This is a genomic window from Butyrivibrio sp. AE3009 (assembly GCF_000420845.1).
Taxonomy (GTDB): Bacteria; Bacillota; Clostridia; order Lachnospirales; family Lachnospiraceae; genus Butyrivibrio.
Genome location: NZ_ATVS01000006.1, coordinates 1 through 14,178, shown reverse-complemented (window position 1 = coordinate 14,178; position 14,178 = coordinate 1). Strand labels below are relative to the sequence as shown.

At 44.9% G+C, this 14,178-nt stretch carries 12 protein-coding genes, 1 pseudogene and 1 riboswitch; of the genes and pseudogenes, 11 read left to right on the top strand and 2 right to left on the bottom strand.

The window, feature by feature from the left end; translation table 11 throughout:
• The first annotated feature begins 32 nt into the window (after positions 1 to 32).
• The 7 genes from G588_RS0104755 to G588_RS0104725 all read left to right on the top strand — a co-directional run bounded on the left by G588_RS0104755 (position 33) and on the right by G588_RS0104725 (position 7,312).
• Positions 33 to 1,601, top strand: a complete 1,569-nt coding sequence (locus G588_RS0104755) for a hypothetical protein (protein WP_022777617.1) — start codon at positions 33 to 35, stop codon at positions 1,599 to 1,601.
• Positions 1,602 to 1,689: 88 nt separating this feature from the next.
• Positions 1,690 to 1,865: riboswitch (Lysine riboswitch) on the top strand.
• Positions 1,866 to 1,970: 105 nt separating this feature from the next.
• Entirely contained in the window at positions 1,971 to 2,855 is an 885-nt protein-coding gene (dapA, locus tag G588_RS0104750; RefSeq protein WP_022777616.1) for a 4-hydroxy-tetrahydrodipicolinate synthase, read from the top strand.
• Positions 2,856 to 2,904: 49 nt separating this feature from the next.
• Entirely contained in the window at positions 2,905 to 3,660 is a 756-nt protein-coding gene (gene dapB, locus G588_RS0104745) for a 4-hydroxy-tetrahydrodipicolinate reductase (RefSeq protein ID WP_022777615.1), read from the top strand.
• Between the two features lie 195 nt (positions 3,661 to 3,855).
• On the top strand, positions 3,856 to 4,629 hold the full coding sequence (gene hisA / locus G588_RS0104740) for a phosphoribosylformimino-5-aminoimidazole carboxamide ribotide isomerase (RefSeq protein ID WP_022777614.1): 774 nt from the start codon (positions 3,856 to 3,858) through the stop codon (positions 4,627 to 4,629).
• Between the two features lie 214 nt (positions 4,630 to 4,843).
• A complete protein-coding gene (locus tag G588_RS0104735; protein WP_022777613.1) occupies positions 4,844 to 5,626 on the top strand; it encodes a murein hydrolase activator EnvC family protein in 783 nt (260 codons plus the stop codon).
• 18 nt (positions 5,627 to 5,644) lie between these two features.
• Positions 5,645 to 6,151: a bactofilin family protein gene (locus G588_RS19200; protein WP_022777612.1), complete on the top strand. Its 507-nt coding sequence runs from the start codon at positions 5,645 to 5,647 to the stop codon at positions 6,149 to 6,151.
• A 129-nt stretch (positions 6,152 to 6,280) separates the two neighbouring features.
• Complete coding sequence (locus tag G588_RS0104725; protein ID WP_022777611.1) at positions 6,281 to 7,312, top strand: CPBP family intramembrane glutamic endopeptidase; 1,032 nt, start codon at positions 6,281 to 6,283, stop codon at positions 7,310 to 7,312.
• Positions 7,313 to 7,389: 77 nt separating this feature from the next.
• On the opposite strand, the gene G588_RS0104720 is transcribed toward G588_RS0104725, so the two are convergent.
• Positions 7,390 to 7,677: a YerC/YecD family TrpR-related protein gene (locus G588_RS0104720; RefSeq protein WP_022777610.1), complete on the bottom strand. Its 288-nt coding sequence runs from the start codon at positions 7,675 to 7,677 to the stop codon at positions 7,390 to 7,392.
• 270 nt (positions 7,678 to 7,947) lie between these two features.
• Between G588_RS0104720 and G588_RS0104715 the strand changes: the two genes are divergently transcribed.
• Complete coding sequence (locus G588_RS0104715) at positions 7,948 to 8,148, top strand: cold-shock protein (protein WP_013281837.1); 201 nt, start codon at positions 7,948 to 7,950, stop codon at positions 8,146 to 8,148.
• 259 nt (positions 8,149 to 8,407) lie between these two features.
• Positions 8,408 to 9,502, top strand: coding sequence for a ribose-phosphate pyrophosphokinase (locus tag G588_RS0104710; protein WP_022777609.1), 1,095 nt, complete (start codon positions 8,408 to 8,410; stop codon positions 9,500 to 9,502).
• A 282-nt stretch (positions 9,503 to 9,784) separates the two neighbouring features.
• Here G588_RS0104710 and G588_RS0104705 read toward each other — a convergent pair whose 3' ends face one another.
• On the bottom strand, positions 9,785 to 12,229 hold the full coding sequence (locus G588_RS0104705; protein ID WP_022777608.1) for a GH36-type glycosyl hydrolase domain-containing protein: 2,445 nt from the start codon (positions 12,227 to 12,229) through the stop codon (positions 9,785 to 9,787).
• 412 nt (positions 12,230 to 12,641) lie between these two features.
• Here G588_RS0104705 and G588_RS0104700 point away from each other — a divergent pair, with 412 nt between their 5' ends.
• Entirely contained in the window at positions 12,642 to 13,655 is a 1,014-nt protein-coding gene (locus tag G588_RS0104700; RefSeq protein WP_022777607.1) for a LacI family DNA-binding transcriptional regulator, read from the top strand.
• Between the two features lie 117 nt (positions 13,656 to 13,772).
• Positions 13,773 to 14,178: pseudogene (locus tag G588_RS22945) on the top strand (carbohydrate ABC transporter substrate-binding protein); the annotation flags it as partial.

Below are 14,178 nucleotides of genomic sequence, written 5' to 3'. Positions count from 1 at the left end.
TAACAGAAATGATATGACGTGTGGGAGTTTATATGACACAGATTAAAAAGAATACTATTTTAAGAGCGAATATCATAGTCCTGGCAGTTGCCGTTTTGGTGGCATTCCTTCAGGCTAATCCCGTAACCTCAGTGGCTGCGGGAGCGCCCATTCAGCCCCAGGTGGCTATGCTGATCCTTGTGGGAGTCCTTAGTATCAGCGCTGCAATATGGCAGATAAGCCGGAAGAAAACAGACAGCGAGGGTCTAATTCTCTGGAGCATATGGTTTGGAATGCTGATGAGGGCAGGATATGTTCTTTTCCATGACATTCATACACTACAGAATGACGACGGAACCTATACCGGTTTTGGCACCGAAATGATAAATAACGGACATATCGGCTACATTGAATACATCTATAAGTTCTTCCATCTGCCGGATATGAACCCTTATGATCACTTCGGATACTATCATCCGCCGCTTCACCATATCATCGAGGCAATCTGGATGACGGTGCAGAGACTTCTTGGAGTAGATGAGGCTCTTGCTTTTGAAAACCTTCAGGTTCCGACGCTTATCTATTCAGGACTGTGTATGGTGGTTATGCTCTGCATTTTGCTGGAGAGCGGGATCAAGAAGGATTATCTGCCCCTGGGACTTGCGCTTTTTGCCTTCCATCCCAGAATGATGGTGCTGGGCGGCTCAGTCAATAACGATATCCTGGCGCTGCTTCTGCTCCTTGCGACAATATGGCGCACGCTCGTATGGATCCGCAACAAGACTTTCGGTAACATAATTCTGATCGCTCTTTCCCTGGGCTTTGGAATGATCAGTAAGCTCAATACTGCCATCTGCGCATTCTCGATAGCACTTATTTTCCTGATGCATTTCATCTCCGTGATCAGATCCGGGGACAAAAAAGCTGTTGGAAATGCCTTTTTACAGTACGTGGTATTCGGCGTTATCTCCATCCCGATAGGTCTTTCTTATATCGTGAGAAACCTGGTGCTCTTCGGAGAAAAGCCCGGAATCCCTTCACCGGCCCTGATTCCCAACGAATCAATCATGTACACCGGTGAATATTCAGTCTGGTCCATAATCGGAATTCCATCGATCGCTGAACTCCACGCAGAGTTTCCGTTCCATCCGCTCAGCGCTGCAGCGATCCACAATACCTGGGTTATTCTCTTCCAGACCGGCCTGTTCGCGGAAGGATATCCTATGGGAATCAGTAACAGCCTTCTGGCCTTTGCTCAGATAGCCTATGTGGCTTCCATCATAGCGGGAATCCTGGCAACAATAGTATTTATCGCAGGTTATCTGAAAAAGCTGTTTGGTGAGATCAGGGAAAAGAAGCCCGTTCTTCGCACCACTTTTTTGACATTTACCTACATCTTCATGCTGCTTAGTTTCTGCCTGTATGTGTTCAAATATCCTTACACCTGCAGCAGCGACTTCAGATACATGACGGCGTCACTGGTATTTACATCCCTGGGCATTGTCTATGCCTGTGATGAGATCAAGGGCAAGGTGGGCGCAGCACTTAAATATATCCTGTGCACTTCACTTGCAGCTACGATCGTAGGATCGCTGATTGTATACCTGTTCTGGGGAATATGATTGCAATTACTGTGAAGGTTAAAGGAAAATGTGCGGATGGCTTGACAGGTCCTTGACAAGCGTTGTACTATTTATAAAACTGCAAACAACAAGAGATAGAGGTTGCATATTTCAAAGAGTAATTTTGCTGATGCTGTAAGGAGCAGAAGACGCATTATGAAAGGTGAATATGCCGAAAGGTTCAGGAACCTTAAGTTCTGAATGCTTGGGCATACAGTTAAGAGCTGTATGACTGTCATCGCAAGATGGGGCGCTATCGAAACAGTATTTTTATGCTGTAAATCGGATTACGATAGGCTCATCAGATATTTCTGCTGAGCCTTTTCTTATGGATATTCGAGGTGCCGAAGGCCAAATAAGGAGGAAAACATGGCTATTTTTAAAGGAGCGGGCGTAGCGATCGCCACACCATTTTTTGAGGACGGAAGTGTTAATTACGACGAGTTTGCAAGACTGATCGAGTTCCAGATTGAGAATGGAACAGATGCGATCATCGTCTGCGGAACCACAGGCGAAGCAGCAACCATGTCAGAGGAAGAGCACATGGAGGTTGTTAAGTTCTGTATCGATAAGGTTAACAAGAGAATACCTGTTATCGCAGGTACAGGATCCAACTGCACAGAGACAGCAGTTAAGCTGTCCAAGCAGGCCAAGGAGTACGGCGCTGATGGACTTCTTCTTGTAACTCCATATTATAACAAGGCTACACAGGGCGGTCTTATCGCACATTTCGAGGCTGTTGCCAAGGAAGTTGATCTTCCTATCCTTCTGTACAATGTACCCAGCAGAACAGGGTGCAACATCCTTCCCGAGACAGCAGTTAAGCTCTGCCGCGACAACAAGAATATCGTTGGTATCAAGGACGCCACAGGCAATATCGCCCAGACCTCCAAGATGATGCAGCTGGCAGGCGGATGTATTGACCTGTATTCAGGCAATGATGACGAGATCGTTCCTATCATGTCAGTTGGCGGAATCGGAGTTATTTCCGTTCTTTCCAACGTAGCTCCCAGACAGACACATGATATCTGTGCTAAGTGCCTTGAGGGTGATTTCGCAGCTGCAAGAGAGCTTCAGTTCAAGGCTCTTCCCCTTGTAAGCGCACTTTTCTGCGAGGTTAATCCTATTCCTGTTAAGAGCGCACTTAAGATGATCGGCTTTGAGGCAGGTCCTCTTCGTCTTCCTCTTACAGAGATGGAACCCGCTCATCAGGAAGTTCTTAAGGGTGAGATGCAGAAGTACGGACTTATCTGATAGTTTTTTTACCGTTGTTACATAACTTACACAGACAGAGGTGAATATAATGACGAAGATGATAATGCACGGCTGCAACGGCCGTATGGGTCGTGTTATCTGCGACCTGGTCAAAGAGGATAATGATATAGAGGTGGTTGCCGGAGTTGACGCTTATGGCGAGAGCAGCTACAGCTTCCCTGTTTTCAAGAGTCTTGCCGAGTGCAATGTGGATGCGGATGTCATCGTTGATTTCTCCAATGCATCTGCTGTTGACGGACTTCTTGATCACTGCGCTGGCAAGAATATCCCTGTGGTTCTTTGCTCCACCGGACTGTCAGAGGCTCAGCTTGCCAAGGTAAAAGAGACTTCCTCCAAGGTTGCAATCCTTAAATCAGCTAACATGTCTGTTGGCGTTAACGCACTTCTTAAGGTGCTCAAGGAGGTATCTCCTTTGTTCGCAGCAGCAGGCTTTGACATCGAGATAGTTGAGAAGCACCACAATCAGAAGCTCGATGCTCCCAGCGGCACAGCCATTGCCCTTGCTGACAGCATCAACGAGTCTTTGAACAATGAGTATGAATACGTTTATGACAGAAGCACAAGAAGAGAGAAGAGACCTGTCAAGGAGATCGGAATCTCCGCAGTAAGAGGCGGAACCATCGTTGGTGACCACGACGTAATCTTCGCAGGACACGACGAAGTGGTAACTCTTTCTCACAGAGCTTATTCAAGAGCAATCTTTGGTAAAGGCGCCATCACTGCAGCCAAGTTCCTTGCAGGCAAGGGACCGGGCCTTTATGATATGAGCGACGCGCTGGCATAAATGACGCGATGACAAGGGGACGGGATGAGTCAATGGGGACGGTTTTATACCAATGGGGACGGTTCTCTATGGTATAGTTTTCGTTAGAAAGAAATTTTACATGTCATTACATGCTCAAAACTATACCATAAAGAACCGTCCCCATTGGTATAAAACCGTCCCCTTGTCATCTCAACAACCATCTAGGAGCACAACATGAATTTCAGACCCTGTATCGATATCCACAATGGAAAAGTTAAACAGATTGTTGGCAGCAGCCTCCGTGATGAAGGAGACACCGCCAAAGACAATTTCGTCTCCTCCAGGGACGCTGTTTTTTATGCCCGAATGTATAGAGAACACGGCCTGACCGGCGGCCACATCATTCTCCTTAACCCGGTGGACAGCCCCAACTATGAGGGTAGCAGACGCCAGGCTATAGAGGCGCTGCAAGGAGCTCCCGGAATCCTTCAGATAGGCGGTGGAATAACTGCGGATAATGCGGTGGAGTTTTTAGAAGCCGGTGCCACACATGTAATTGTTACATCCTACGTTTTTAAGAACGGCAAGATCAACTATTCCAACTTAAAGAAACTGGTGGACGCCGTTGGCAAGGATCACATCGTTCTTGACCTCTCCTGCAAAGCCGCCGAGGATGGCTACTACATCGTCACCGACAGATGGCAGAAGATGACGGATGTCAGACTCTGCGAGGAAACCCTGGATGAACTGTCACAGTACTGCGACGAGTTCCTTGTCCACGCCGCTGACGTGGAAGGCAAACAGAACGGCATCGAAGAGAATGTCGCCAAGATTCTTGGCTCCTGGGGCAAGATCCCCATCACCTATGCCGGAGGAGTAAAAGATTTATCTGACATCGAGAAGCTTAAGAAGATTGGAAAAGGAAAAGTAGACGTCACCGTCGGAAGCGCCTTGGATATTTTCGGAGGCCCTCTTAAGATGGAAAATATTATATCGGCATGTCAATAAGTATTAGCTGCTGCGTCAATTCGCGGCAGTTTTTTTATTTTTTCAGAATTTTTGTAACCTTTTGTGAGCCCCATTTGTATTCACTATAGAAGGACTCAAATGAGGTGTGCGGTGAATACATTCTTCTGCCGTAAACGCTACAAATCCAAAACCGGCTGAAATTTGCGTAAATACGGGTGTCTGTGTTAGAATAGGTAGTTAGGCGGAGGTGAATATGAGCGCAAATTCTAAGCCTAGGAAACACAGACACAAAAGACATTATACTTTTATGATAATATCCGGTGATTCGGATGGCTCAACCAGGAGCCTGCACCTTAATCATTTCAAGACACAGCTGATGGCCTACACACTTTTTATCATAGGTGTTGCGATTGTCTGCTACATGATATATTCGGCAATGACGATCAGCTCCTTAAGGCGCCTGCAGGCCGAGCAGAAGGTACAGATTGAGAAGCTTCAGCAGGAGAATACTAATTTAGAGGCTGCCAATTCACAGCTTCAGACAGAGACTCTGCAGCTTAGCGCAGCCATTAACAAGAGACTTGAGGATGAACAGCTCTCTGCGGAAGAAGCAGAGGGACTTGCCATTCCTTCCGGGTTTCCTCTGACAGGTACGGCTTCTATGGTTCCGGCTGCGGATGACCTCACCGCAACAGAGGTCACTGAAATCACCGATGAGAATAAGGATGAAGTATCGGGTAATCCTATTGTTGTTTTTACAGCTGCTGATGGCAGCAGTATCATAGCTTCGGGTACCGGCACTATCACTTCGGTTACCACAGATACCAAGTTTGGCAACTCCGTTACCATCGATCATGGCAATGGATATATATCAATTTATCGTAACGGAAGCGATCCTCTTGTGAGCGAGGGTGCTACCATCGACAAAGGCGATATTATTTTTGTTGTCACCAAGGACAACCTTAAATTGGGCTATCAGATCATGCAGGATGATAAGTTTATCAACCCTGAAGATCTAATTGAAATAGACGGCTAAAAACGGAGGTTACGAAAAATGTTTGGCAAGAAAGAGACAACATTTGATGCATCACTTGAGCAGGTAGGAACAATTATCGGCCAGGGAGCTGTATTGGACGGTCCTCTTACAACCAAAGACTCTACAAGGATTGACGGAACGGTTAAGGGAAATGTTACAATCAGCGGTGCTCTCATCGTGGGCCAGGAGGCCAAGATAGTTGGCACTGTATCAGCACAGAACGTGTACATTGCAGGAGAGGTCAACGGCAATATTTCCGCTCCTCAGGGCAAAATCGAGATTTCCGACACAGGCAAGGTGTATGGGGACGTTACCTGCAAGGGAATCATCATTGACGAGAATGCGGTTTTTGCAGGTAAATGCGATATGACCGGTCTCGACAAGACTTCGGCAGACATTGCCAAGGAGAGGGCAGCTGCAGACAAGGCAGCTTCTGCAGAGAGTAGCGCCGCAGATAACGCTGGTGCCGACACTTCAGACAAGAAGGATGGAGACAAGCACGATAAGAAGGGTAAGAACAAATAATCCCCGTGCAGCGCTTTTTACAAATTTGAAATAACTGTGAATTCAGAGACGTCGTGGTTTACTGCGGCGTCTTTTGTTGTATAATTTCCTTTGTCTTTATTTATATGTAAAAAGTATTTTGGAGGAAAAATGAAAGAATTAAATGCAAAAAAGACCTACTCACGTTTTGGTCTTACTTATTCTATCGGACAGCTTGTCTACACGGTCCTGGTAGTGATCTTATCTTTGGTATTAAAGAAAGTTAATCCGGAGATTTTCTCATCCATGGCAGCTAACATTCTGATCACTTATGCGGTGCTGGTTCTCATTACTTATCCGGGAATGTACCTTGCCATCAGAAATCTTGAGAAAACCGAGATTCCCAAAAAGAGTATGGGAATCGGTATGCTTATTGCATGTTTTCCCATCGCTTATACTCTCGGAGCTTTATCCAATTTAGTTGGCACAATTATCAATATCCGTATCGGAGCTGCTACGGGTAAAGGCGCAGTTAACCCTATACTGGATGTTATGACCGGAGTTCCTCCCGTTGTTATGTTTTTGGTTGCTGTAGTTCTTGCGCCTATTTGCGAAGAGCTTACATTCAGAAAATTCCTTGTGGACAGAACTGTAAGATTTGGCGAGAAAACAGCCGTGCTTATGTCCGGCCTTGTATTTGGTCTTTACCACGGTAACTTTTCGCAGTTTGTATACGCTTTTGTACTGGGAGCATTCTTTGCTTACGTATACCTTCGTACCGGCAAGATTATCTATACAATTCTTATGCATATGTTTGTCAATGGCATTTCAACTGTTCTGGCTCAGGTAGTCATGCAGGGATTGGACATCGAAGAGATGACAGGATATATCTACGGCGGTGATATGGAAGCATATATGAATTATTGCACTGAACATGCCGCTGCAATTGCCGCAGTTGGACTGATCGGATTCTTTATTATTCTTTTCCTTATCGCCGGAGTTGTGCTTATTGCAGTCAATGCAAAGAAGGTTAAGTTCGCCGCTGTTCCCGGAGAGCTGGAGAAGGGCAATATTTTTAAGAACGTTATCATCAATGTGGGAATGATCGTATTCATTCTGTACTGTCTGGCAAATATTGTAACAGCGCAGCTGGGACTGGAAAGAAGTTTGGTAAGGTTTATAACATCGCTTATTAGCGGCTGAGACTGATAAAATGGGAATAAAAAAGGCTTGCGAAGTATTAAGCTTCGCAAGCCTTTCGTTATGAATCATTATCCGGATTACTCCTGCATTCTCTCGAATACAAGCTCATAGCCGTCGTCACCATAGTTGAGTGAGCGGTTAACACGGCTGATGGTTGCTGTTGATGCTCCGGTCTTCTCAGCAATCTCAAGATAGGTCTTGTGGTCTCTGAGCATTGAAGCGACCTCAAATCTCTGAGAAAGTGATAAAAGTTCATTTACAGTACACAGATCCTCAAAAAAGCTGTAGCACTCCTCCTTGTTCTGCAGACAAAGAATGGCGTCGAATAAGTGATCAACTGAATCTGTTCTGATTTTTTTGTTCATTATGAAACCTCCGATATAATTATGAAACGCATAAGTGGTGCATATATGGTCAATAATCCGTTTATAACACTTTCATGCTTAAATATTTTATCACGCTAAAACTCTAAAGTAAAGGGGTGAGGGATAATTTAAAAAACAGGACACAAAGTTTTCACATTTTTTTCTCATATTGGCATAAATCGCTTTACTTTGGTACATAACTGTGATAATCTTAATATGTTGTCATAGACAACAGAACGATTATTTTTTTATTTTTGTGGAGGTATTACGATGAACAAAGGTACTGTTAAGTGGTTCAACAACCAGAAGGGTTATGGCTTCATCTCAGACGAGGCTGGAAATGATGTATTCGTACATTATTCAGGACTCAACATGGAAGGCTTCAAGTCTCTCGAAGAGGGCGCTTCTGTAGAGTATGATGTAATCCAGGGCGAAAAGGGACCTCAGGCCGTAAACGTAAACAAGCTTTAATTCTAAGGGAATTGAGCGCATTAATCAGACTACAAAGTGCCTTATTCTAATATATAGATATATTTTGAATTCGCAAGATTGTAACAATGATTAATCAACGATGCCATCTGACTTCGGTCAGATGGCATTTTTGACGTGTGCGTAAATCTCCCTAACCGTGGTTTCTAAAATTTTAATTTGATATTGTGGGAGGGGGTTTGTAGAATTAAGGTGTAATAATTGACTTAATAGCGTGAATGAGGGCTATGGAGGTGTTTCCATGAGCGATAGACAATTAGGCATTATTGCATTGGAATCCTATGCTGATAGGGCAAAGAGGATCAATCAGATATTGTGCGGGTGGAGGAAAGAGGAGAATTTCCTTATTGAGGCGCAGTGTCCTAGGTTTGCCAGCGGTGAAGCTAAGGGTGTAATCGGACAGTCGGTGAGGGATAAGGATATCTATATTTTGGTGGATGTATGTAACAATTCGCTGAAGTACAAGATGGATGGTGAACTTAACAGGATGTCCCCGGATGATCATTACCAGGATCTGAAGAGGGTTATAGCGGCATGCAACGGTAAGGCTGAGAGGATTACTGTGGTTATGCCGTTTTTGTATGAGAGCAGGCAACACAGGAAGACGGGGAGAGAGTCTCTGGACTGTGCGGTAATGCTCAAAGAGCTGGAGTTTCTGGGTGTGGATAATATAGTAACCTTCGACGCTCACGACCCGCGAATGCAGAATGTTCTTCCTCTTAACGGAATCGAGAATATCTCGCCTGCCCTTCAGTTTACTCAGGCATTCCTGACAGAATATGAGGATATTCAAATAGATTCAGATCATCTTATGTTCATTGCTCCCGATGAAGGGGCGACGGAAAGAGTGGTATTTTTTGCTTCGATATTTGGCGTAAATCTAGGTATGTTTTATAAACGAAGAGATTATGCAAATATAGTAGACGGCACCAATCCCATCATCGCACATGATTTCTGCGGCGGAAGTCTTGAAGGACTGGATGCTGTAATTGTAGACGACATGATAGCTTCAGGTGGAAGCATCATAGATGTATGCAAGCAGATAAAGGAGCGAGGAGCAAGACGCATCTTTGTTTTTTCTACCTTTGGCCTTTTCTCCGGCGGATTTGCCAAGCTTGATAGGGCTTATGAAGAAGGATTTTTTGACCGCATTTTCACCACCAATTTGGTATATCAGAAGCCTGAGCTGCTTGAGAAAGAATATTATTGCAGTGTCAGCATGAATCACTACATTGCGGCCATAATTGACACATTGAACAAAAGTAAATCAATGCAAAATCTTACCATGCCTGCTGATCGTATGAAGGAAACTATTAATGCATATATGAGGAAATAAGCTGGTGAGGGATGTTTTTTATACCAATGGGGACGGTTCTGTTTGGTAAAGTTTTGCAAACAAAACTTTACCAAACAGAACCGTCCCCATTGGTATAAAAAACATCCCTCGCTGACTCATTAGAATTTCCGGGAGAAGATGATTCTCATGAAGAAAGAACTGAGGAAGCGGAGCTTGTATATGGCTCTGCTTCTTTTTGGATGAGCAAAAAAGAGCATGTCACCTAATTGAATAGCAGGAGACATGCTCTTAATTATTTGTATTGAACTGTTAATCTATAGATCAACCCATGATAGCTTCTACAGTGTATTCCTTAACAGAAGCATCGTAAGGAATTACATTGCCGCTAACTTCCTTGCCGTTAACAACGAGCTTGGAAATTCCCTTCTGAGCGCCGTTAGTCTTAACGGAAATCTTGTAGGTTGCACCACGATACTTACGTGTGAGCTCGAAGTCACCGAAGCCCTCAGGTACGCAAGGATTGATGGACAGGCCGTTGTGTGTAGGATATACACCCAGGATGTACTGGGAGATATTTACAAAGGTCCAGGCAGCTGTACCTGTAAGCCAGCTGTTCTTGCCCTGTCCGTGGAACTTGGCGTCACGGCCGGCAACCATCTGTGAGTATACATAAGGCTCTGTGCAGTGGATATCACTGATTTCCTCTACATAAGCAGGGCAGGTCTTCTTGTAGATCTCGAAAGCTCTGTCGCCGTGTCCGAGAACGGTCTCAGCGATGGATACCCAAGGATTGTTGTGGCAGAAGATACCTGCGTTCTCCTTGTATCCCGGTGGATATGAGCTTACTTCACCAAGTTCAAGGTGATACTTGGTATAAGCGGGCTGAAGGATCATTACACCATACTTGGTATCAAGTCTCTCTTCAACACTCTTAAGAGCCTTCTCTGCGAGACCTTCCTTAACACCGATTCCGGCAAGTACACAGAAGCCCTGGGGCTCGATGTAGATCTGGCCTTCCTCGCACTCTTTTGAACCAACCTTGTGAGAATATGCATCGTATGCACGAACGAACCACTCGCCGTCCCAGCCTGCTGTGATGGCAGCGTCGTATACTTTCTGAACTTCTTCGCGGGCTCTCTTAGCCTCTGCGTCGTCTCCGAGGAGCTCAGCCAGCTGAGCATACTCTTCGCCGTACTTAACAAACATGCCTGCGATAAATACTGACTCTGCAACAGGTCCCTCAGAAGGTCCGAAGGTCTGGAAGGACTCACCGGGATGCTCTGAGAAGCAGTTGAGGTTCAGGCAGTCATTCCAGTCAGCACGTCCGATAAGAGGAAGACCGTGAGGTCCCTTGTGAGTAGCTGTGAAGTTGAAGGAGCACTTAAGGTGTTCCATAAGTGTCTTGGCAACACTCATATCATTATCGAAAGGAACGATCTCCTTAAGAATGGAAAGATCGCCTGTCTCTCTGACGTATGCGCTGGTTCCTGCGATGAGCCATAACGGATCGTCGTTGAAGCCTGAGCCGATGTCTGAGTTACCCTTCTTGGTAAGAGGCTGATACTGGTGATAAGCGCTACCATCCTGGAACTGTGTGGAAGCGATATCGATGATACGCTCTCTTGCTCTGTCCGGAATGAGATGTACGAATCCGAGAAGATCCTGGCAGGAATCTCTAAAGCCCATTCCACGGCCGATTCCGGACTCATAGTAGGAAGCAGAACGTGACATGTTAAAGGTAACCATGCACTGATACTGGTTCCAGATATTAACCATACGATCAACCTTCTCATTGGAGGATGAAACGTGGTAGATGCTAAGAAGCTCTTTCCAATAGTCCTTGAGCTCTGTGAAGGCTTTCTCTACATCAGCATCTGTTTTGTATCTGTCAAGCATAGCAAAAGCAGGCTTCTTGTTGATAACGCTGGGAGCTTCCCACTTGTCATCCTCAGGATTCTCAACGTAACCCAGAACGAAGATGAAGGTCTTGGACTCGCCGGGATTGAGCTCTACGTTGATCTGGTGTGAAGCGATTGGTGACCAGCCGCTTGCAACTGAATCTGTAGCCTTGCCTGCAGCAACAACATCCGGGCTGTCGGGTCCGTTGTATGCGCCCAGGAATGCATCTCTGCTGGTATCGAAACCGTCCACCTTGGAGTTAACGGCATAAACTGCGTAATGATTACGACGCTCTCTGTACTCGGTCTTGTGGAAGAGAACAGATCCGTTCTCTGAGATCTCAACCTCACCGGTACTCAGGTTTCTCTGGAAGTTCTTCATATCGTCGTCTGCGTTCCAGAGACACCATTCTACATATGAGAAAAGAGAAAGGTCAGCTTTTGTTTCTTTATTATTAGTAATAGTGATCTGTGAAACCTCACAGTTGTCATTCATGGGAACGAAAGTAAGGACACTTGCCTCTACCTTGTTCTTGGATGATGTGAATCTGCTGTAGCCAAGTCCGTGACGGCACTCATAGGAATCAAGAGTAGTCTTGACAGGCTGCCAGCCGGGATTCCAGATCACGTCATCTGTATTATCCTTAATATAGAAGTACTTACCGTTGTTATCGTAAGGAACATTGTTGTAACGATAACGTGTAAGTCTTAAGAGCTTGGCATCCTTATAAAAGGTATATCCGCCGCAGGTGTTGGATATCAGGGTAAAGAACTCCTTGTTGCCGAGGTAGTTGATCCAAGGAAGAGGAGTCTTCGGAGTGGTGATAACATACTCAAGGGCATTGTCATCAAAAAAGCCGTATTTCATTGTATAACCTCCCGTTCTCACTTAAACGTTTAAGATAATTTTCTAGGCACATTATATATGAGAATTGTACTAATTGCAACAAAAATTTTGACTACTCATTTTTGGCTCAACCATAGGAAAAATAGGGCAAAATTTGAAAGCGGTTTCAAATGAAAAACGAATAAACGAATACTACTTAACGAAACTCAAATCAGCGAAAATGTGCGAAAACGTTTACTAAAAATATGAACAAAATATATACGGTAAGTTAATTATGTATGAAAAACAGATAACAAAATTGTTAAAATGCCACAAAAATATAAAACATGCACAAAAGAAATTAAAAACCTATTGATTTTGATGTCAATGTGTTGTATATTTAAATCACGAAAACGATTAAGTACGAAATTTAAAGGTTGCTATGAACAGGAGAATGGTTTCATTAAAAGATATCTCCAAGGCTTGCGGCGTATCGGTGGCAACGGTGTCCAAGGCACTGAACGACCATAGCGATATCGGTAAGGACACCAAGGAGAGAATAAGGGAGGTTGCCGAACAGCTTGGGTACAGACCCAACGCAGCCGCACAGGCGCTCAAGACCAACAGGAGTAACAACATCGGAGTCCTGTTTGTGGATGAAGCCAACAGCGGACTTACACATGATTATTTCAATCATGTGTTGGACAGCTTCAAGAGAACTGCTGAGGAGAACGGCTTTGACATTACCTTTATTAATGGAGGTAAGGCCAGGATCAACAATATGTCATATCTCTCACATGCTATTTACAGAGGGTTTGACGGCGTGATGATCGCTTGTGTTGATTTTACCGATCCCGAGGTGGACGAGCTGGTCAGGAGCAATATCCCGGTAGTTACAATTGACCATTTCTTCTATAACAGAATAGCGATTGTTTCGGACAACGTTTCCGGAATGAATGAGCTTGTCAGATATGTATATGAACAGGGACATCGCAAGATTGGTTATGTTCACGGTATGGAATCTTCCGTAACCCAGAACAGACTGAGTTCCTTTTATAAGACTTTACAGGATCTGGACGTTGAGATCCCTGATGAATACGTGATAGCTTCACCCTACAGAGATACGGATGCGGCATTTGCAGCCACCAACAAGCTTCTCAATCTCAAGGATCCTCCGACAGTCATCTTTTATCCCGATGATGTGGCTTCCTTTGGAGGCATCAATGCTATCAGGCAGAGAGGACTTAGCATACCGGATGATGTTTCGGTGGTGGGATACGACGGAATTGAGCTGGTGGGCAGAATCAGTCCCAGGCTCACAACCTGCGTTCAGGATACCGAGAAGATCGGCAGGATGGCAGCCATCAAGCTTATAGATCTCATCAACAACCCCAAGGGAACTCTTATAGAGCAGGTGGTTGTAAGCGGCAAGCTTGAACCCGGTCAGACCGTCAAGAAGATCAATTGAATATTGACAACTTAATATAGAAGAAACTTTTTTAAACTTGATTTAAGACGGCATGAGCTGTTTTAAATAAATAACTTACTAATACCATATAAAAAGGGAGATGGAGGTAATTTGGTTATGAAGAAAAAGTTACTTGGTATGATCCTTTCCGCAACAATGGTAGCAGGAATGCTTACCGCTTGCGGCGAGACAGCAGCAACACCTGCAGCAGAGACACCTGCAGCAGAGACACCCGCAGCAGAGACACCTGCAGCAGAGACACCTGCAGCAGAGACACCTGCAGCAGAGACACCTGCAACTGAGGAAGCAGCAGCTCCTGCAGCTGATGAGGGTAAGGTTCTCAACATTTCAGCTTGGAACGAAGAGTTCAAGTCACGTCTGACAGATCACTATCCCGGATACGAGGTAGTTGATGGAACAACCGGTAAGATCGGTGACGTTACAGTTAATTGGCTTATTACTCCTAACGAGGAGAACGCTTATCAGAACAGACTTGATGAGCTCCTTCTTGCACAGGAATCAG